Here is a 19,918-nt window from a genome sequence, read left to right on the forward strand (position 1 = left end):
CACTTCACTGAATGTTTAGAACAAACGGTTCATACCATTCAAAGTCGCTACACGGTACGCTTCAGCCATTGTTGGGTAGTTAAATGTCGTTTCCACAAAATACTTGATGGTATTATTTGGACTGTTCATCACTGCTTGACCAATGTGAATAATTTCCGCAGCGTTATTACCAAAACAATGTACGCCCAAAATTTCCAAAGTATCGCGGTGGAACAAAATCTTCAATTCACCGACAGTATCGCCTGTAATTTGCGCACGAGCTAAATGACGGAAAGATGCCTGACCCACTTCATACGGAATTTTTTCTTCCGTTAATTGCTGTTCGTTCTTACCAATCGAAGAAATTTCTGGAATGGTGTAAATCCCTGTAGGAATATCAACTACGGGTTCAACACCTTCTTCACCACTCATGTTTGCCCCCGCACAACGACCTTGGTCATAAGCAGCAGAAGCCAGCGATGGCCAACCAATTACATCACCCGCAGCGTAAATATTCTCAACTTCCGTTTGATATTGATCATTCACAGTAATTTGACCGCGGCTGTTTGGCGTAATACCAACATTCTCTAGTCCAAGACCATCTGTATTACCCGAGCGGCCATTACACCATAAAATCGCATCAGCCTTAATTTTCTTACCACTGAGCAAATGCATCACCACGTGATCATCGAAAGTTTCAAGATGATCAATCTGTTCATTATGACGAATCAATACACCCTGCTCACGCAAGTGATACGACAAGGCATCTGAAATTTCATCATCTAAATAGCTGAGCAATTTCATTTGGGTATTAATTAAATCAACTTTATGATCTAAACCAATGAAAATTGACGCATATTCGCAGCCAATTACACCTGCGCCATAAATGATGATTTTCTGGATCGAGAAATCCAAATCCAAAATTTTATCTGAATCAAATACACGTGGATGATTAAAATCAAGCATGGCAGGACGATACGGACGGCTACCCGTCGCAATCACCAACTGCTTGAACATGATGGTTTCTTTAATCCCTTCAGGCGTAAAAACCAAAATTGTATTTTGATCTTGGATATAGGCACGGCCGTGGAAAATATCAATCTTATTACGATCGTAAAAACGCGAGTGCGTCTCAACTTGTTGCTGAATGACTTTATGCGCATTGCGTAGCACTTGTTTCATGGTGAATTGCTTCCAATCCCCCACTTTTTGGAACATTGGATCGCGTTGATAGCGAATAATGCTCGATACTGTTTGACGCAATGCCTTACTTGGAATTGTGCCAACGTGGGTACAGTTGCCCCCCAATTGCTCTCGCATATCAATAATTGCAACACGCTTGCCCGATTTAGCAAGTTTCATTGCCGCGCCTTCGCCAGCAGGACCCGAACCGAGAACGACCGCATCGTATTTCACGAAAGTTCCACTAACGACCTCTTTCTTACGTGCCATTCAACGCTCCTTTTCTATAAATCTGTGTCTATTTTCGCTCTATTATGACTGAAAATAGCTGACTTTGCTGTATTTCATAGTCATATATTGAATGATGACGACATTTAGAAAATGAATAGTGTTTTTGCCCTATCAATGTGCAATTCCGTTATAATATTTGCATATCTCTCCGTGTAAACAGTGGAAAAGTTGAATATGTCTGAAAGCCGTAAACCTGAACAGGGTGTCAAACTTCGTGGTGCAGAAAAAGTTTCACGTATTCCTGTCAAAGTTGTTCCTACGGTTGAAGTGCCTCGTAAGCCAGACTGGATTCGTGTCAAGATGACAGCGCCTGAGGAAGTTCAACGCATTAAAACAACTTTACGGGCGCAAAAATTACATACCGTATGTGAAGAAGCTGCCTGTCCAAATTTACCAGAATGTTTTGGCGGTGGTACGGCAACCTTTATGATTATGGGTGACATCTGTACTCGTCGTTGCCCATTCTGTGATGTTGCTCATGGCCGTCCAAATGCGCTTGACCCAGATGAACCACGTCATATGGCTGAAACCATTTCAAATTTAGGTTTGAAATATGCAGTTATTACCTCGGTAGACCGTGATGATCTATTGGATGGTGGCGCACAGCACTTTGTCGATTGTATTAAAGAAGCGCGTAGTTTAAGCCCGAAAACCTTACTCGAAATTTTGGTGCCAGACTTCCGTGGCCGTATGGATATTGCCTTACGCATTATGACCGAATGCCCACCAGACGTGTTTAACCACAATATTGAAACTGTGCCACGTTTGTATAAAGCGATGCGTCCGGGTTCAGATTACCAACACTCTTTAACGTTACTTAAAATGTTTAAAGAATACTGCCCAGACGTTCCAACCAAATGTGGTTTGATGGTCGGTATTGGTGAAACTGAAGAAGAAGTCATTGCACTATTAGATGACTTACGTGCGCATGATGTGGACTATGTGACTATCGGTCAGTATTTACAGCCATCTAAAGAACATGCACCGATTGACCGTTTTGTCAGCCCAGAAGAATTCGAGCGTTACGCTGAACATGGTCGTAAACTTGGTTTTAGAAACATCTGGTCTGCACCAATGGTTCGATCAAGTTACTTTGCTGACCGCCAATACTATGGCGAACCTGTACCCGCAGTGCGTCGTAAAGTAGATCCAGCAAAGAAAATTGCAGTGCAAACGATTGAAGCTTAATTAAGTCTTTGATTTAAAAACCCTTTAAATACATTATTTAAAGGGTTTTTTATTATCATGAACATCACTTAAAGCGATTACACTATATCCAGTAAACGTTAAAACTATAAAAAAACTCATTTACTTCAAAGCGAACTTGATAGCCCAACTGAGTCAATTCAGCCGAAAGCTCCCGAATTTCACTTAGCGGCAAGTGCTTAGGTAAAACAGCAAATACGGCGGTATTCCCCTGCTGAGCACTTTCTTCAATTAATTTTGCTAAGCGCTCTTTATAAAGGTTGATATCCAATTTGGCGGTTGCCGTAAGAATTTTGGCATGTTCGGCTGTAATAAAGCTCATTCTTGTTCTCTTGGTATTGATGAATTATTTCTTTTGATCATAGCAAACAGAATAGAGATAAAGTTGAAAAATTGTACGGATTTTTATCTTTCAATTTCTAACATGACCTATTTTCAAAAATTGAGATAACCTCACTTTTTTTAAAAATATCATCAATCATAGAACTGCTCTTAAAATAAGCATACTTTACCAATAAGTATAAAACTATCCATAAAATGCATCATCATAAGTCAAATTAACTAATTTAATTTTCACATAATTTATTAGAAGTATTGAATTGCTTGAGAAAGCAAAATTGGCATAAGGATTGCTATATATCAAATACATAGATTGGAGATAGATTAAGTAAAGGTTAAACTTATGTTGAAAATTAAACTTATTTCATTGGCTGTATTAACGACATTGAGCTCAGCATTCACCTATGCCGATGATTTCAAAATTCTTAAACAAATATCTGAAAAACCAATCTTACTTAAAGAGGGTACATATAAAGGCAACTACTATGTGCCATCCACACTAAATACCATTACTTGGGGCTATTTACCCAATCGAGATGCAAAACCAGTTTTGACCGTAAATTCTGGAAGCCTTGTCACATTCGATACGGTCTCCCATGAAGGTTTACTTGAAGATCAAGGCCGTGATGCAGACAAATATTTCCAATCTAAAGGGGCCAAGTCTGAATATATTTTAGATGAAGCCAAAAAAATTACCCAATCCAAACTAGCACATGACTTCCATAAAGATGGTCCGCACATTGTTACAGGGCCAGTTGCCATTGCAGGTGCTGAGCCTGGGGATATTTTAAAAGTCGAAGTGATTAAGGTCGAACCACGTGTACCCTATGGTGTAATTTCGAATCGACACGGCAAAGGAGCATTGGTCGGAGAATTCCCAAAGAGACCTCAACAAGATAATCCATCTGCTGAACATCCTGAACGTTTCGGCAATGTTTCAATTTTCACCCCAATTGAAAAGAATGCTCAAGGTGAATATGAAGGCGTATTAAAAACTGCATCAGGTAAAGCAATTCGTTTCCCGCTTTATCCTTTTATGGGCATTATGGGGGTAGCTGCAAATACTTCTGAACCTGTTCACTCTGTACCACCGGCATTGTATGGTGGAAATATTGATATTAATGAGCTTGGTGCGGGTGCAACTGCCTATTATCCAGTACAAGTCAAAGGTGCACTTTTTTACACAGGCGATAGCCATTTCTCGCAAGGTGATGGTGAAGTCGCACTGACAGCATTAGAAGCTTCAGCACGTGCGACCCTCAAATTTACACTCTTGAAAGCAGGTAAAGATAAAATTCCGGGACAAGAAATTAAACAACCTTTAGCAGAAAATGCAGAGTTTTGGATTACTCCTGGTTTAGATGCCGATCTAGATGAAGCAATGAAAAAATCAACCCGTGAAGCAATCCGTTTTTTACATCAAGAATATGGTATTGATGAGGCGATAGCTTATGCTTACTTAAGCGCTGCAACAGATTTCGAAGTTTCACAGGTGGTTGACCGCACTAAAGGTATTCATGCCAAAATCCGCAAAGCCGATTTTAAAGAGTTTGAGTCAAAAAATCCTAGCAAATAACTGATAATGAAAATGAAGGTGATTTGGCAATCACCTTTTTCAAATCTGCAACATCATTCTCTTAGATCCAACATATCTTGCCTGTTTCGGCTCACCATTGTTTACAACTCATCACTACATTTATACGTCAGGCAATTGATTAAAAAATCAGCTAAATTATAAACTATCTATATACGCTACAGGATAAGAATAATGACAAGATTCAAACCGTGCATACACTTATTACGATAAGGATACATGGATAATTTAAGCCAATGAAAACGATTCGATCCCATGTGTACTAGAACGAATTGGTCTGTGTCGATAAGTTAAATCCTCCCTAAAACTTAAAGACCTTCAAATGCTAGACTCAGGTATGATCCAAAGAATTCCAGCTCAAAATGTCATTCATCCCAGTCCTATAAGTTTGCGCATAAAAATCTTTACAGGAGGTTGATATGAATTTTCTAACAAATTTATTGGTCGCAAAGCCTCTTTCCATTTTCGGGATTGCCTGCATCTTTTTTGTCGGCTATTTAATCGTACGTAATTTTAGCCACCAGCATAGCGCGAAATATTTAGGACTGACCGCAATTTTATGGCTGCTTTATGCGCTCTGGGAATTTTTAGTTCAACTCAAATCACCAAACGCTAATATCCGTATTGATTTACTGATTATCTGGCCAGTAATTTTAATATTAACTTTAATTTCAATGCTGTTGCTGTTTTTTAAAAGTGAGAAATAAAGAGCTAAGCGGGCATATACTCCGCCTCTAAAAAGAACCAGTCGTTTCCCACTGGTCAAGGAAAAAGCGGCGACCCTATCTAAAGAAAAACGATTCTTTTATGGTTAGATAGAGCCGTATCTTGATTTATAAGTATTGTTATTGCGCAGTGTATCCACCATCCATAACTACAGCCCGCTCTGTAATTCACATCTTCTTTGAACTGTACAATCACACGTCGATAGTCATATAAAAATACACTGATAATACCGACAATCAATGTCAAACCTACCGCCCAGCAGGTTATTTTTCAGGGATTGATGCATCGTTATGTGCTTATCCGTTTTGTCATCAAAACAAAATAAGGATTCAAGTTAGTGAACCTATGGCTTAAGCAGGATTCAGGTTAAAGTATAAATAAATCTAATCATCTGTAACTTCATTGTTTTTTGCATTTTATGTGAAAAAGGCTCAAAATCAAGCCAGACCTCATCTTTCGCTTAGCCCTTGTAGTACACACCTACTTATGACTTTAAAACAACTAAAAGCCTTCTTAGCCCTCGCTCGCAGCTTGAACTATGCCAATGCATCAAATGAACTCCACCTGAGTCAATCTGCTTTAAGCCTCACCATCAAAACCCTAGAAGAAGAGTTAGGTGGAAAACTTTTTAAGCGAAACACGCGTCGAGTAGAATTAACCTTTGAGGGAAAATCCCTAATTCCTTATGCCAGAAAACTATTGGCAAACTGGGAAGATATGGAAAAAGATGTGAAACAACGTTTTAAATTACAACGTGGTACGCTCAATATTGCCTCTATGCCTTTTGTCACACACGCAATCATGCCGAACGTGATTCAAAATTTTTTAAGCTTACATCCCAATATTAATTTTTCTATTCATGACATTACCAATGAGAAAATTATTGAAAATGTGCTCGATGGTATTTTTGAACTCGGTATATGTTTCGAACCACAACAGATTGATACACTTGAATTCTTACCGCTATTCAATGAAGATTTTCTCGCGTTATTACCCAAAGCACATGCTTTAGCCCATGCAACTTCAATTACATGGAAAGATCTCTGTGCCAATCCTTTCGTGACCTTGCAACAGCCTTCGATTGTGCGTCATCTGATTGAAGAAAATTGCAAAAATAATGATATTCAATTGGACTTAAAAGTGGAATGTCATCAAATCAGTTCGTTATCGAGTTTTGTTGCGCTTGGCATTGGGGTCAGTGTAATTCCACGTCATTTTCAGCAATTTATTGATACTGAAAAAAATGTACTGATTGAATTACAAGATCAGGATCTAATTAAACCTGTTGGAATTATTTATAAAAAGAATTTTGAGATTTCTAATATCACAGCGCAGTTTATCGAAACCTTAAAACAATACAATTATAAAAATCACATATAAATTAATAAATTACAATTACTCTCTCCTCCTTCCTCACTCACTTATCTGATTTGATTACAAGGTTCTGCCATTTTTTATGCTGAATTTTGTCTATTTTCCACCCCATTATTGAGTTTTCCTGATTAACTGTTTGAAAATTTAAACTTCATTCTACGCACGAGCAATGCTAATAATGAGTTCATACAAACTAAGGGATTTAGAGAAGTTGATATGAATAAGCTATATTCAAATGCAACACTTGCTTTGCAAGATGTCGTGCAAAATGGACAAACGATTGCAGTCGGTGGTTTTGGCTTATGTGGTATTCCAGAAGCGCTGATTGAAGCACTCAAACAAACTGGGGTAAATGGCCTCACCTGTATTTCAAACAATGCAGGTGTCGATGATTTCGGTTTAGGCAAACTCTTACAAACCAAACAAATTAAAAAAATGATTTCATCTTATGTCGGTGAAAATAAAGAATTTGAACGCCAATATTTAAATGGTGAACTCGAAGTTGAACTTACCCCACAAGGCACACTGGCAGAAAAATTACGTGCTGGCGGTGCAGGTATTCCTGCTTTCTTTACTAAAACAGGTGTCGGCACGCTGATTGCCGAAGGCAAAGAACAACGCGATTTTGACGGTAAACCGTATATTCTCGAAAACTCATTAACGGCAGATGTTGCATTGGTCAAAGCCTATAAAGCTGACAAAGCAGGTAATTTAATCTTCCGTAAAACTGCCCGCAACTTTAATCCTGAATGTGCAATGGCAGGCAAATTTACTGTAGTTGAAGTAGAACACGTGGTTGAAATTGGTGAACTCGATCCCGATGACATTCATTTACCCGGTATCTATGTCAACCGCATTATTTTAAATGCCACGCCAGAAAAACGCATTGAACAATTAACCATTAAGCAGGAGGCTTAATCATGGCTTGGACACGCAATGAAATGGCTGCACGTGCTGCACTAGAACTCGAAGATGGATTTTATGTGAATCTTGGTATTGGTTTACCGACGCTGGTTGCCAACTATATTCCAGAAAACATCAATGTCTGGTTACAGTCTGAAAATGGTTTATTGGGTATAGGTGAATTCCCTACGGAAAAAACGGTTGATGCTGACCTCATTAACGCGGGCAAACAGACCGTGACCGCACGTAAAGGCGCTGCATTTTTCTCAAGCTCTGAATCTTTTGCCATGATTCGTGGTGGTCATGTCAACATCGCCATTTTAGGTGCCATGGAAGTTTCAGCACAAGGTGATCTTGCTAACTGGATGATTCCGGGTAAAAAAGTCAAAGGTATGGGCGGTGCAATGGACTTGGTTGCTGGTGTGCAAAAAGTCGTTGTGCTGATGGAGCACTGCGCCAAAGATGGTAGTCCCAAAATTGTGGAACAATGTACCCTACCACTGACTGGCCAAGGTGTAGTCAATCGCATTATCAGTGACTTAGGTGTAATGGACATTACACCTGAAGGGGTCAAACTAATTGAGCTAGCGAAAGATGTTAGCTTAGAACAAATTCAAGCGGTTACTGGCGTACCATTAATTGTCGATAACGTTCAAGAAACGGTAAGCGCATAAATCAGATGAGTTAAAGCAGCTTCGGCTGCTTTAGTTTTGATTTAACAAGAACGGAACAGATATAAATACACGGAGATAAACATGAATAAAGACATCGTCATTGTTGCTGGTAGCCGAACTGCAATGGGAAGTTTTCAAGGCGCATTATCGAGTCTTTCAGCCCCAGAACTTGGCGCAGCCGTTATTCAAGAGACTTTAAACCGCACAAACGTTGCCGCTCAGGATATTGATGAAGTGATTATGGGCTGCGTTCTACCTGCAGGCTTAAAACAAGCTCCAGCTCGTCAAGCCATGCGTCTTGCGGGTGTACCCGACCATGTCGGTGCAACCACCATCAATAAAATTTGCGGTTCAGGTATGAAAGCTGTGATGCAAGCTGCCGATGCCATTTGCGCAGGTAATGCTGAAATTGTCATGGCAGGTGGTATGGAATCCATGAGTAATGCACCTTATTTACTACCAAAGGCACGTGCAGGTTACCGTATGGGTCATGGCGAAGTGAAAGACCATATGTTCCAAGAAGGTCTAGAAGATGCAGAAACTGGACTTTCAATGGGGGTTCTGGCACAAAAAATGGCGGATAAAAAAGGCTACACTCGCGAGCAACAAGATGCGTTTGCAATTCGTTCTTTAACTCGTGCACAAGCGGCTATTCAAAATGGTTTTTTACAAGCTGAAATTGCACCCGTGACCGTGTCGAGCCGCAAAGGTGAGGTCGTTGTGGCACAGGATGAAAATCCGTTTCATGCCAATATTGATAAAATTCCAAACTTACGTCCTGCCTTTGCCAAAGATGGCACCATCACCGCAGCCAATTCAAGTTCCATTTCAGATGGTGCATCTGCCATGTTGGTGATGTCGGCTGAACAAGCGGCAGCTCGTGGTTTAACCCCACTGGCCCATATTCGTGCTACAGCAACCAACTCTCAACATCCTTCAGAATTTACCATTGCGCCTGTGGCTGCAATTGAAAAAGTCCTGAAAAAAGCAGGATGGTCTGTAGAAAATGTAGATTTATGGGAGATCAATGAAGCCTTTGCTATGGTGACCATGGCAGCTATTGATGCTTTCAATCTGGACCCTGAAAAAGTCAACGTAAACGGCGGTGCATGTGCATTGGGTCACCCATTGGGTTCTTCAGGTTCCCGCATTATTTTGACTCTTATTTATACCTTAAAACGCTTGGGTAAAAGCAAAGGTGTGGCTACGTTATGTATTGGTGGTGGTGAAGCGACTGCCATTGCCGTTGAGCTTGTCTCTTAACTGTCAAGTTTCGAAAAAATCATACAGATCAAAGTGATAAAAGGTTAAACTTTTATCACTTTTTTAATGAAGAAGAGTGACACAAATGTCTCAGCAAGATTATGAAAATGGATTAAAAGTTCGTACCGAAGTCATGGGAGAAAGTTTTGTAAAACGTGCCCAAGACAATACCGTACCCTTTACTCAACCGTTACAAGATTGGATTAATGAACATGCTTGGGGCTCGACTTGGCAACGTGAAGGTGTGTTACCTCGTAAATATCGCTCACTAATAACCCTTGCCTTTTTAACTGCACTCAAAAGTCCCACTGAACTGAAAGGACATGTCCGCGGTGCACTCAACAATGGTGCAACAGTTGAAGAAATTCAGGAAGTGTTATTACATAGCTTGCCCTATTGCGGCGCGCCCGCGACACAAGAAGCCTTTCGTGCAGTTTTAGAAGTCATTACTGAATATCAAAATAACAATTCATAACCTACCACCTATTTAGAGCCATCTCTTATGGCTCTAGAAGTCTTATTTTAAACCTTATAGATTTTGTGCAATTGTATATACGAGTATCAGGCTTAATTGCAGCCCTACCACAACAGCGAACCACTTCCAACCCTTTTGTTTTAGCACGATCTTATTCGGATAAGTTACTGTTTTTATCATTCTCTATCTCCAATACAGTTTTATTGCTAAAAAGAAAGAAACATATTTTTAGATTATTTATTAAGCAAATTTTACACCAACTTTTTAGATCCTGACACGATTAAAATTATTCAATCTTTATTCTTATTCTGTTTTAAGGTCACACAACCACATCTACAGGAATGTTAGAATAAACAAGAAAAAGAATTGGGATAACAATGAAACGTATAGCTACCCTAGCCACTTTCTGTCTGTTCGTATTTCTAAATACGCAAACAACCTCTGCCAATTTCTTTCAAAATCTTGAAATTTTTCGACCAAAAAATACAATTCATAATATTTCTTATGGATCAGATACATTACAAAAATTAGATGTCTATCTCCCGAAGTCCAATCACTCAAACCCAAAAAATCAAAAACTTGCACCCATTTTATTGATCATTCATGGTGGAGCTTGGAGTATTGGAGATAAGTCTCATCAAGGTTTGATTCAACATAAAGCGACCTATTGGAATCAGCAAGGTTGGGTGGTAATTTCAGTGAATTATCGCTTAGTCCCTAAAGTCACCGTGCAACAGCAGACACAAGATATTGCGGATGCACTGAGTTTTGTGCAAAAGAATGCCTCAAATTGGCAGGCTGATAATCGAAACATCGTGATTATGGGACATTCAGCAGGCGCACATTTGGTCACCTTACTGTCTACTCACCCAGAATGGATTTCCAACTTTCCCAAACCATGGAAAGCAACGATTGCCTTAGATAGTGCTGCCTATGACTTAGAAGCCACCATGTCGAATCAACACGCTCAATTTTATGATCGTGTTTTTGGGTCTTCTACCAAGAACTGGCGTTCAGTCTCCCCTAAAGCACAATTAAAACATGCAATACCTGCTTTTCTTGCAGTCTGTTCAACAGTTCGCCCTGATCAGCCTTGTATACAAGCCCATTCATTTATTCAACAAGCCAAAGCTTTAGGCACGACCACAGCCTATTTACCTCTACCCTTATCTCATGCCAAAATTAATCGGAACTTGGGTCAAAATAACGACTATACCCGTCAAGTTGATCAATTTATGCAACAGCATTTACAACATTAATATCTAGGCAAAAAAAAGCCACCCGAAGGTGGCTTTTTTAATGTGTTATGGATTAACCAATAAACTTACGTGCATTACGGAACATACGTAACCATGCACCATCTTCAGTCCACTCTTCAGGTTTCCATGAATGCTGAATCGCGCGGAAATTACGCTCTGGATGCGGCATCATAATGGTTGCACGACCATCCTTAGAGGTTACGCCTGTAATCGCTTCTGGAGAACCATTCGGGTTTAATGGATAGTGTTGAGTTGGGTTACCATGACTATCTACATAACGTAAAGTCACTTGATTGCCCGCATTTAAGGCAGCCAATTGATCAGCAGTTGCAACTACACGACCTTCACCATGCGCAACGGCGATTGGAAGAATCGAACCTTCCATACCTTCAAGTAATACAGAATGTGACTTTTCAATACGAACATTCACTGCACGTGCTTCAAACACTTCTGAAGTATTGCGATGGAAACGCGGCCAAGCATCTGCACCAGGAATTAACGGTGCAAGTTGCGACATCATTTGGCAACCGTTACACACACCTAAAGTGAATGTTTCTTGACGGTTAAAGAATTTCTCAAATTGATCACGTAAGCGTGGGTTAAACAGCACTGATTTTGCCCAGCCACCGCCAGCACCCATGACATCTCCGTAAGAGAAACCACCACAAGCCACTAAACCTTCGAAGTCATTTAAATCAACACGACCCGCAAGTAAATCACTCATGTGCACATCGACGGTATTAAAACCAACTTTGTCAAATGCAGCCGCCATTTCAGTTTGGCCATTTACGCCTTGTTCACGCAAAATCACCATACTTGGACGACGTAAATTAATAAACGGCGCTTCAACTGGCTCATTCAGATCAAAAGTAGGCTGTGCAATGATACCTTGATGTGAATTGTCTGCAATTAAAGCAAATTCTTGATCAGCAGTTTCAGAGTTATCACGTAAACGTTGAATTTGGTGAGAGACTTCAGCCCAAGCTTGCTGTAAATCAACACGTGGCAAAGTCAAACCATTGATCGTTAACTGATCTGTGTTATTGACTGAACCCACAACTGAGATGGCATCTTTTAAGCTTGATGCTGCAACTTCGTCTGCAAGAGTCGCCCAGTCAGAAGTACTAATTTGAAGCACTGCGCCAATTTCTTCTGCGAACAACGCTGCTGTAGATTGATTTTCTAGTGCAACACCTAAACGTGAAGCGAACATCATTTCCGCAACAGTTGCCAATAAACCACCATCACCAATGTCATGGTAAGCTTGAATTAAGCCACGGTTGTTCCAGTCTTGTACCAAATCAAAGAAAGCTTTGAAATCCGCAAAACTGTCAACATCTGGAGTAACCGAACCAATCGCTTTATAGACTTGCGCAAGGATCGAACCACCTAAACGGAATTGACCTTTAGATAAATCAATACGAACCAATACAGAATCAGTATTTTTCAATTCAGGCGTTAAGGTTTTACGTACATCATTTACAGGTGCAAATGCGGTAATCACACCACTCATCGGAGAAGTTACAGCCTTGTCCTGACCTTCGTCATTCCAAGTCGTACGCATCGACAGTGAGTCTTTACCGACTGGAATTGCAATGCCTAAAGCAGGACACATTTCCATACCAATCGCTTTCACACCTTCAAACAAGGCTTGGTCTTCACCTTTTTGCCCTGCTGCTGCCATCCAGTTTGCCGACAATTTAATGTCACTGATCTGCTCGATATTGGCACACATGATGTTTGAAATTGATTCTGCAACTGCTAAACGCGCAGATGCCGCAGGGTTTAACAACGCTACAGGTGGACGTTCACCCATTGCCATCGCTTCGCCTGTATAACCTTGTAAGCTGGTGGTTGTTACTGCTGCATCTGCAACAGGTACTTGCCAACGACCTACCAACTGATCACGCGCAACCATACCCGTAATCGAGCGGTCACCAATCGTGATTAAGAATGATTTAGAAGCAACTGTTGGATTTTTTAACACACGGAAAATCGCGTCTTTCAAGCCCACTTGAGCAGCATCAAAATCATCACCCTTACGTTCAATCGTTTCGTATGAACGGCTCATACGTGGTGTACCACCAAGCATGACTTGCATTGGCATATCCACTGCTTTGTTGTCGAACAATGGATCGTTTACAGTCAATTGACGAGCTTCAGTCGCTTCGCCTAATACCGCAAACGGACAGCGTTCACGCGCACAAATTGATTCAAATAAGGCTAAAGATTCTGGTTTGATCGCGAGTACATAACGTTCTTGCGCTTCGTTTGACCAAATCTCCATTGGAGACATACCTGATTCAAGCGAAGGAATCTTACGAAGGTCTAGAATCGCACCGAGTTCGTGATCATTGACCAACTCAGGCATCGCATTAGAAATACCACCCGCACCTACGTCATGTACAGAAACGATTGGGTTTTCATTTTCCATGCGCCAGCAGGTATCAATCACTTCTTGGCAACGGCGTTCCATTTCTGGGTTTTCACGTTGTACAGAAGCGAAGTCTAGGCTTTCACCCATCGTACCACTATCTACAGATGATGCAGCACCACCACCAAGACCGATCAGCATCGCCGGTCCACCTAAAACGATGAGTAAATCACCCGGTTGAATCGCATCTTTTTCTACGTGGTCAGGACGGATATTACCGTAACCACCTGCAATCATGATTGGCTTGTGGAAACCTTTCACTTCACCGTTTACATTCTGTTCGAAAGTACGGAAATAACCATTTAACGCAGGACGACCAAATTCGTTGTTAAACGCAGCACCACCTAATGGGCCTTCAATCATGATTTGAAGTGGCGATGCCATACGCGATGGTTTACCGTAGTTTTCTTCCCACGGTTGTTCAAAACCAGGAATATTCAAGTTCGATACAGTAAAGCCTGTTAAGCCTGCTTTTGGCTTACCACCACGACCTGTCGCACCTTCATCACGGATTTCACCACCTGAACCCGTTGCAGCACCTGCAAATGGTGCAATTGCTGTTGGGTGGTTATGGGTTTCCACTTTCATCAGGATGTGAGCAGCTTGGCTCTTATACTTATACGTATAGTGACCTGTGTCTTCATCTTTTTTCGGGTAGAAACGTTGTGTGTCATAACCCACAATGACTGATGCATTGTCTTTATAAGCAGACAAAACATCCGTTGGTGATTCTTTATAGGTATTTTTAATCATTTGGAACAATGACAATGGTTGTACTTCACCATCAATCGTCCATTCAGAACCGAAAATCTTATGACGACAGTGCTCTGAGTTTGCTTGAGCAAACATCATCAGTTCGATGTCATGCGGATTACGACCCAGCTTGTTAAAAGCAGCCGTTAAATAATCAATTTCTTCATCAGACAACGCAAAACCAAATTCCGAATTGGCTTGTACCAGTGCCTGTTTACCTTGACCCAAAATATCAATTGAATTTAAAGGTTTTGGTGCAGTTTCTTGAAATAATGCCACAGCATCATCAATACTGCTGAATACGCTCTCTGTCATACGGTCATGTAAAGCCAGCTTTACTTCATTCGATACTTCAGAAATACCTTTTAAAGTAAACAAAACACCGCGTTCAAGGCGGTGTATCGGGGTATTACAGTTGGCAAAAATATCCGTCGCTTTAGAAGACCACGGCGAGATTGTACCCACGCGAGGTGTCACCAAAATTTGGACGTCATCATTCGATGCTTGGCGAATTTGAAAAACTTCGCCATCATTTAATAATTGTAAGGCAGATTGCTGCTGTTGCTCGTTGAGCGCTTGGTCAAACAGATAGACCCATTGGCTTTCTATTGATTGAACAGAACTAATTGACGCTAGACGTGATAATAGTTGAGTTTTCTTAAAAGAAGAATGTGCTGGTGCACCGGCCACGATAAACATGCTGATTTTGGCTCCACGGGCAAGTCTTTTGAACTTTACCGCAATGTGACTTTGAAGAGAGTCACATATTCTACTGTGAAAAGGTCAAATCAGCTAGATGGATAACCCTGATTATGTAACCTAATCCTGCAAGAATTTCATTTACAACCGCTTTATTACGCTTTTTTAGATAAAATGACTTAAAAATAAATAACTAGATTGACTACTCAAGCTGAAATAGTGTGAATTTTTTCATAAAAAAAATTCGTTGTTGCTCAAAAACAATCAAAATTCCTTTTCAATCCTCTACCCTTCAATTTAAACCTCCACGCTTCTTTATTTACATTGCAACCGACAAATCCTGTCGCACTGCTCTAGTGCAACCCAATATTTTTTGGCATGATTTAAGCAATCCTTCTATGAAACATAATAAATGGAACAAATGCGTTGGTTAGAACTGCTTTCCACAGTTCGCATTGGTCGTAAAAAACAAAGTACAGAACAAGCACGAAGCCCTTTTCATAAAGATTATGATCGTATTATTTTTTCGCAAAGTTTTAGACAGCTCAATCGTAAAACTCAAGTCCACCCACTAACGCAACATGATGGCATTCATACGCGCCTCACGCATTCACTTGAAGTATCGTGTATAGGCCGCTCATTGGGTATGCTGGCGGCTGAGAAAATAAAAGACGAACTCCCTGTCTGGATTTCCCCTGCCGATGTTGGTGCCATCATTCAAGCTGCATGTTTAGCACATGATATTGGCAACCCCCCTTTTGGACATGCAGGAGAATACGCCATTCGTGAATGGTTTGATGATGCCTCACACGGCAACTTTCTGGCAAAACTCACCCCAGAAGAAGAAGCTGATGTGCGTCAATTTGAAGGTAATGCACAAGGTTTACGCTTACTGACCAAAATTGACTATCATCCTAATGATGGGGGCATGCGTTTAACCTATGCCACTTTAGGTGCATATCTAAAATATCCATGGTTATCCAAAACCATTGCCGAACAAGGCAATACCCCAGCCAGCATGCGAGCCAAATTTGGTTGTTATCAATCTGAAAAAGAAATATTGGGGCAAATTGCCGAACAACTTGGACTCATTCAATTGGCAAAAGATCGTTATTGCCGTCATCCACTAACCTATTTATTAGAAGCCGCAGACGATATTTGCTATGCCCTGATTGATTTAGAAGATGGCATTATTCTGAATATGTTGAGTTATGAAGAAGTTGAACCCATTTTTCTTGATTTAATTGCGGACTATGGCAAGCCTTCAGAACTCTCGATGGATACCACTTGGCAGCAAAAAATTGCCGCATTGCGTGGTCGAGTCATGAAACGTTTAGTTGATGAGGTGACTACCGCCTTTGCCAAACATCATTATGAAATTCTGACAGGACAACTGAAAGGCAGCTTGTTGCAGTATTGTTCCGAAGACATTGAGCTTGGAATTAACCGTGCTAAAGAACTGGCACGCGATAAAATCTTTGAACACCCACAAAAAGCAGGTTTGGAAATTATCGCCCATCAAAGTTTACAGAATATTTTAGATGCTTTTATTCCGCTTACGACGCCGCACAAAACCTTAAGCTTTAAAGAACAACGCTTGTTTACCATTTTACACCGTTCAGGTGCGCGTTTTGGCAACAATCATTATGAAAATATTATGCAAGTACTGGATATTATTTCAAAGTTTTCCGATCATCAGGCTTATAATCTGTCGCAAGAACTGCAAGGGAATAAAATAGGATTCTTTTAATGCTTCGATTTATTGATCAAGGGATAAGCAGCTTATCTCTTCTCAAACCTGAAATTTGGGTGCATTGCCCAGCATGTCAAAAGCTCGCAAAAATTATTGAAATAAAAGAGCGAGAATTGGAAACAGTAAATATCTTTTGCACTCAGTGTACATATCGCAAAGCGTTACAGTATATCCATGTCCAAAGTTATGACTACATGAGTTATTACTTTAATTTAAATCAAAATATGGCTGAATGGAGCGGTGCATGTGAAGTCGAAATAAATACGAAATGTACAATATGTAAAGAAGGAAAATATAAATATCTTAGGCAATATGCCCGTAAATCACTTATACCAAGAGAAATAACTGTAAGCTGTAATTTTTGCCTCCGAGAAAATAGATTTGATGACTCTGCCTATACTTTAAGAAAAATCAGTTACTCAAAAGTTGGCTTTGATCCTTATTATTCATATCCATTATTTTTAAATATTGCTGTTCGACAAGGTCAAATTTGTGTTTATAACCCAACTCATTTAGAAATATTGAAAGATTTTATTCAAGCAGATCTAAGACAGCGTAAATTTCCAAATTATAATCGCAGTTATTTTTCACGCTTACCTGCTTGGATAAAATCCACGAAAAATCGCAAAGAAATCCTAAAAGCCATTTTACGTTTAGAACAAATGGTATCTACTATTCAACCTTTAACAGATAAGTGAAAGACTCGATGATTGGATGTTTAATTGGTGAAGTATTTGCCCTCGAAGCCCCAACCGTATTGCTCAATGTGAATGGGGTCGGCTATGAAATCGACACACCTTTAACGACATTTTGCCAATTACAAAAAGGACAAAAAGTTACGCTATGGACGCATTTGGCGGTTCGTGAAGATGCGCAATTACTATATGGTTTTTTACACCAACAAGAAAAAATCATTTTCCGTACATTGTTAAAAGTGAATGGTGTCGGCCCAAAAATGGCACTCGGTATTCTTTCCACACTCAGTGTAGACATGCTGATTCATACGGTTGAACATGAAGATGTGAACACCTTAGTTAAAGTTCCGGGCGTTGGCAAAAAGACTGCGGAACGTTTGATGATTGAACTACGTGACCGCTTTAAAGCCATGTCATCGGGCTCAGTCCCAAGTAACTCAACAGTTGAACAAATCCAATTTACAGGAAACTCAGCCGTTGCCGAAGCTGAAGCGGCTTTACAATCTTTGGGCTATAAACCATTAGAAGCGCAGAAATTGGTAAATGCTGCAAAAGGCGATTTTACTGAAGCCAGTGACATTATCCGTGCAGCACTTAAGTCGATGAATAAATAATTCAAATAGACACACCAATACACCTAAATTCGATACACGAAGGCGACAAGGATGTCGCCATGTTGGATTGGGATATAAGGACATATCCTCAATCCAACACAAGATTTACTTGCAGACTCTAAAATATATTTTAAAGTCTTCATTTTGATCTTTCAAAAGTAAGGCAATGCCTACACAATGGCACCTAACCATAAATCATAATTTGAGGCTGTGCCTCGAAAGTTCAGCCAGAGATTTATTCAACCATTATGCAAGACCGTCTCATCGGTGGTTCCGAAAAACCCGAAGATCATATTGATCGCGCCATCCGTCCAACTTCACTAGATGACTATCTTGGTCAACCTGTGGTACGCGAACAAATGGAAATCTTTATTGGTGCCGCACGTGGTCGTGCAGAAGCACTCGACCATACTTTGATTTTTGGTCCACCTGGGTTGGGTAAAACCACACTGGCCAATATTATTGCGCGTGAAATGGGCGGAAACTTGAAATCGACTTCAGGACCTGTATTAGAACGTGCAGGTGATTTGGCCGCTATGCTGACCAATCTTGAAGAAGGCGATGTGCTATTTATTGATGAAATTCATCGTCTTTCACCAGTCATTGAAGAAATTCTGTACCCTGCAATGGAAGATTACCAACTCGATATCATGATTGGTGAAGGTCCTGCTGCACGCTCAATTAAATTGGATTTACCGCCATTTACACTTGTCGCAGCCACCACTCGTGCAGGTTTGCTCACCTCCCCACTACGTGACCGTTTCGGGATTGTACAACGTCTTGAATTTTACTCGGTGGCAGATTTAACCCATATTGTCACGCGTTCTGCCAATTTAATGGATGTACCGATTACCCGTGAAGGCTCGGCAGAAATTGCGCGTCGCGCTCGTGGCACACCACGTATTGCCAATCGACTATTACGTCGAGTTCGTGACTATGCGCAAGTGAAAGGTACAGGCGAAGTGACCCAAGACATGGCGCAACGTGCACTCGATATGCTCAATGTTGATAAAGATGGTTTAGACACCCTAGACCGCCGTTACTTAAGCATGCTGCTTGAGCGATTTGATGGTGGTCCAGCAGGTATTGAAGCCTTAGCTGCTGCCATGGCTGAAGATTCAGGCACATTGGAAGATGTGATTGAACCATATTTAATTCAACAAGGCTATGCCATGCGAACTGCGCGTGGGCGTATTGCCACCAATATGGCGTATTTACAGTTTGGGATGACGCCACCTGAACCGAAAGAAAAATAAATAAGAAAAAGGGAGATTAAATCTCCCTTTTTCTTTTCAAAAAAACTCAAAAAATAGCGGTTATTTGAGCCGAACAACTCGTCTATCTCATGATAAATTCGAGCATTCACAATATAAGTCGATACCTTAAAAATCAAAAAATATGCCTACATGGTTTTGCCTTCCGTTTATCACAAGGCTGTGTATTGCATGAAACCATTCCGATTATCCTGTTTTGTTACATCGCGTCTACTCTGTAGTCCCTTAAGTTTTGCCGATTGGATTAACACTGCTGTCGAAAAAAATGAAGCACAAACTATCCAACTACGTCATCACATTCATCAACATCCAGAACTGGGAAACATGAAGTTTCAGACCTCTAAACTGATGCAACAGCAGCTTAAATTTTATGGTATAGGAGTGAAAGCAGGATTTGCCAAAACAGGGGGAATTGGCATATTCAAATGCAT

The 19,918-nt window shown here is 40.5% G+C and carries 17 protein-coding genes and 1 pseudogene; 14 read left to right on the forward strand and 4 right to left on the reverse strand.

Annotated features, from left to right (window positions below; genetic code table 11):
* Nucleotides 1–15: 15 nt before the first annotated feature.
* A complete protein-coding gene (sthA, locus tag DCO44_RS03945; protein ID WP_116759310.1) occupies nt 16–1,431 on the reverse strand; it encodes a Si-specific NAD(P)(+) transhydrogenase in 1,416 nt (471 codons plus the stop codon).
* Nucleotides 1,432–1,626: 195 nt separating this feature from the next.
* Between sthA and lipA the strand changes: the two genes are divergently transcribed.
* Nucleotides 1,627–2,640 carry a lipoyl synthase gene (gene lipA, locus DCO44_RS03950; RefSeq protein ID WP_116759311.1) on the forward strand — a complete coding sequence of 338 codons (1,014 nt, stop codon included), beginning with the start codon at nt 1,627–1,629 and terminating at the stop codon, nt 2,638–2,640.
* An 82-nt stretch (nt 2,641–2,722) separates the two neighbouring features.
* Here the strand turns inward: lipA and DCO44_RS03955 are convergent, their stop codons facing one another.
* A complete protein-coding gene (locus DCO44_RS03955; RefSeq protein WP_044739361.1) occupies nt 2,723–2,980 on the reverse strand; it encodes a hypothetical protein in 258 nt (85 codons plus the stop codon).
* 360 nt (nt 2,981–3,340) lie between these two features.
* On the opposite strand from DCO44_RS03955, the gene DCO44_RS03960 reads away from it, so the two are divergent.
* The 7 genes from DCO44_RS03960 to DCO44_RS04000 all read left to right on the forward strand — a co-directional run bounded on the left by DCO44_RS03960 (nt 3,341) and on the right by DCO44_RS04000 (nt 10,006).
* Entirely contained in the window at nt 3,341–4,573 is a 1,233-nt protein-coding gene (locus DCO44_RS03960) for an acetamidase/formamidase family protein (protein ID WP_116759312.1), read from the forward strand.
* A gap of 437 nt (nt 4,574–5,010) precedes the next feature.
* Entirely contained in the window at nt 5,011–5,298 is a 288-nt protein-coding gene (locus DCO44_RS03965; protein WP_116759313.1) for a hypothetical protein, read from the forward strand.
* Nucleotides 5,299–5,803: 505 nt separating this feature from the next.
* Nucleotides 5,804–6,697: a LysR family transcriptional regulator gene (locus DCO44_RS03980; protein WP_116759315.1), complete on the forward strand. Its 894-nt coding sequence runs from the start codon at nt 5,804–5,806 to the stop codon at nt 6,695–6,697.
* Between the two features lie 210 nt (nt 6,698–6,907).
* Nucleotides 6,908–7,609, forward strand: a complete 702-nt coding sequence (locus DCO44_RS03985; RefSeq protein WP_116759316.1) for a CoA transferase subunit A — start codon at nt 6,908–6,910, stop codon at nt 7,607–7,609.
* Between the two features lie 2 nt (nt 7,610–7,611).
* Entirely contained in the window at nt 7,612–8,268 is a 657-nt protein-coding gene (locus DCO44_RS03990; protein ID WP_116759317.1) for a CoA transferase subunit B, read from the forward strand.
* An 81-nt stretch (nt 8,269–8,349) separates the two neighbouring features.
* Nucleotides 8,350–9,531 (forward strand): thiolase family protein, encoded by a 1,182-nt coding sequence (locus DCO44_RS03995; RefSeq protein WP_116759318.1) that lies wholly within the window; start codon nt 8,350–8,352, stop codon nt 9,529–9,531.
* 85 nt (nt 9,532–9,616) lie between these two features.
* Nucleotides 9,617–10,006, forward strand: a complete 390-nt coding sequence (locus DCO44_RS04000) for a carboxymuconolactone decarboxylase family protein (RefSeq protein ID WP_116759319.1) — start codon at nt 9,617–9,619, stop codon at nt 10,004–10,006.
* Between the two features lie 54 nt (nt 10,007–10,060).
* Here the strand turns inward: DCO44_RS04000 and DCO44_RS16925 are convergent, their stop codons facing one another.
* The gene (locus DCO44_RS16925) at nt 10,061–10,186 is read right to left on the reverse strand and encodes a KGW motif small protein (protein WP_265735813.1); all 126 of its coding nucleotides are present in this window, start codon (nt 10,184–10,186) and stop codon (nt 10,061–10,063) included.
* 197 nt (nt 10,187–10,383) lie between these two features.
* Between DCO44_RS16925 and DCO44_RS04005 the strand changes: the two genes are divergently transcribed.
* Nucleotides 10,384–11,265, forward strand: a complete 882-nt coding sequence (locus DCO44_RS04005) for an alpha/beta hydrolase (RefSeq protein WP_116759320.1) — start codon at nt 10,384–10,386, stop codon at nt 11,263–11,265.
* 52 nt (nt 11,266–11,317) lie between these two features.
* Here the strand turns inward: DCO44_RS04005 and purL are convergent, their stop codons facing one another.
* Entirely contained in the window at nt 11,318–15,151 is a 3,834-nt protein-coding gene (gene purL, locus DCO44_RS04010; protein ID WP_116759321.1) for a phosphoribosylformylglycinamidine synthase, read from the reverse strand.
* Nucleotides 15,152–15,563: 412 nt separating this feature from the next.
* Here purL and DCO44_RS04015 point away from each other — a divergent pair, with 412 nt between their 5' ends.
* From DCO44_RS04015 to DCO44_RS04035, 5 genes and pseudogenes are all read left to right on the forward strand, one after another.
* Complete coding sequence (locus DCO44_RS04015) at nt 15,564–16,901, forward strand: deoxyguanosinetriphosphate triphosphohydrolase (protein WP_116759322.1); 1,338 nt, start codon at nt 15,564–15,566, stop codon at nt 16,899–16,901.
* Nucleotides 16,901–17,602, forward strand: coding sequence for a hypothetical protein (locus DCO44_RS04020; RefSeq protein WP_116759323.1), 702 nt, complete (start codon nt 16,901–16,903; stop codon nt 17,600–17,602). Before DCO44_RS04015 ends, DCO44_RS04020 begins: the two co-directional genes overlap by 1 nt.
* Before the next feature lie 8 nt (nt 17,603–17,610).
* Nucleotides 17,611–18,213: a Holliday junction branch migration protein RuvA gene (ruvA, locus tag DCO44_RS04025; protein ID WP_116759324.1), complete on the forward strand. Its 603-nt coding sequence runs from the start codon at nt 17,611–17,613 to the stop codon at nt 18,211–18,213.
* A gap of 248 nt (nt 18,214–18,461) precedes the next feature.
* The gene (gene ruvB, locus DCO44_RS04030; protein WP_116759325.1) at nt 18,462–19,469 is read left to right on the forward strand and encodes a Holliday junction branch migration DNA helicase RuvB; all 1,008 of its coding nucleotides are present in this window, start codon (nt 18,462–18,464) and stop codon (nt 19,467–19,469) included.
* Between the two features lie 189 nt (nt 19,470–19,658).
* Nucleotides 19,659–19,913 (forward strand): annotated as a pseudogene (locus DCO44_RS04035) (amidohydrolase); the annotation flags it as partial.
* Between the last annotated feature and the right edge of the window lie 5 nt (nt 19,914–19,918).

It is taken from the genome of Acinetobacter sp. AM, from assembly GCF_003105055.1.
Classification (GTDB): Bacteria; Pseudomonadota; Gammaproteobacteria; order Pseudomonadales; family Moraxellaceae; genus Acinetobacter; species Acinetobacter tibetensis.

What these genes read in the sequence shown, in the direction of transcription:
- DCO44_RS04020 (WP_116759323.1), top strand. Translation starts at nt 16,901, where the DNA reads ATGCTTCGATTTATTGATCAAGGGATAAGCAGCTTATCTCTTCTCAAA.
- DCO44_RS04000 (WP_116759319.1), top strand. Translation starts at nt 9,617, where the DNA reads ATGTCTCAGCAAGATTATGAAAATGGATTAAAAGTTCGTACCGAAGTC.
- DCO44_RS03995 (WP_116759318.1), top strand. Translation starts at nt 8,350, where the DNA reads ATGAATAAAGACATCGTCATTGTTGCTGGTAGCCGAACTGCAATGGGA.
- DCO44_RS03960 (WP_116759312.1), top strand. Translation starts at nt 3,341, where the DNA reads ATGTTGAAAATTAAACTTATTTCATTGGCTGTATTAACGACATTGAGC.
- DCO44_RS03985 (WP_116759316.1), top strand. Translation starts at nt 6,908, where the DNA reads ATGAATAAGCTATATTCAAATGCAACACTTGCTTTGCAAGATGTCGTG.
- DCO44_RS04005 (WP_116759320.1), top strand. Translation starts at nt 10,384, where the DNA reads ATGAAACGTATAGCTACCCTAGCCACTTTCTGTCTGTTCGTATTTCTA.
- ruvA (WP_116759324.1), top strand. Translation starts at nt 17,611, where the DNA reads ATGATTGGATGTTTAATTGGTGAAGTATTTGCCCTCGAAGCCCCAACC.
- DCO44_RS16925 (WP_265735813.1), bottom strand. Translation starts at nt 10,186, where the DNA reads ATGATAAAAACAGTAACTTATCCGAATAAGATCGTGCTAAAACAAAAG.
- DCO44_RS04015 (WP_116759322.1), top strand. Translation starts at nt 15,564, where the DNA reads ATGGAACAAATGCGTTGGTTAGAACTGCTTTCCACAGTTCGCATTGGT.
- DCO44_RS03965 (WP_116759313.1), top strand. Translation starts at nt 5,011, where the DNA reads ATGAATTTTCTAACAAATTTATTGGTCGCAAAGCCTCTTTCCATTTTC.
- purL (WP_116759321.1), bottom strand. Translation starts at nt 15,151, where the DNA reads ATGTTTATCGTGGCCGGTGCACCAGCACATTCTTCTTTTAAGAAAACT.
- DCO44_RS03980 (WP_116759315.1), top strand. Translation starts at nt 5,804, where the DNA reads ATGACTTTAAAACAACTAAAAGCCTTCTTAGCCCTCGCTCGCAGCTTG.
- lipA (WP_116759311.1), top strand. Translation starts at nt 1,627, where the DNA reads ATGTCTGAAAGCCGTAAACCTGAACAGGGTGTCAAACTTCGTGGTGCA.
- DCO44_RS03955 (WP_044739361.1), bottom strand. Translation starts at nt 2,980, where the DNA reads ATGAGCTTTATTACAGCCGAACATGCCAAAATTCTTACGGCAACCGCC.
- ruvB (WP_116759325.1), top strand. Translation starts at nt 18,462, where the DNA reads ATGCAAGACCGTCTCATCGGTGGTTCCGAAAAACCCGAAGATCATATT.
- sthA (WP_116759310.1), bottom strand. Translation starts at nt 1,431, where the DNA reads ATGGCACGTAAGAAAGAGGTCGTTAGTGGAACTTTCGTGAAATACGAT.
- DCO44_RS03990 (WP_116759317.1), top strand. Translation starts at nt 7,612, where the DNA reads ATGGCTTGGACACGCAATGAAATGGCTGCACGTGCTGCACTAGAACTC.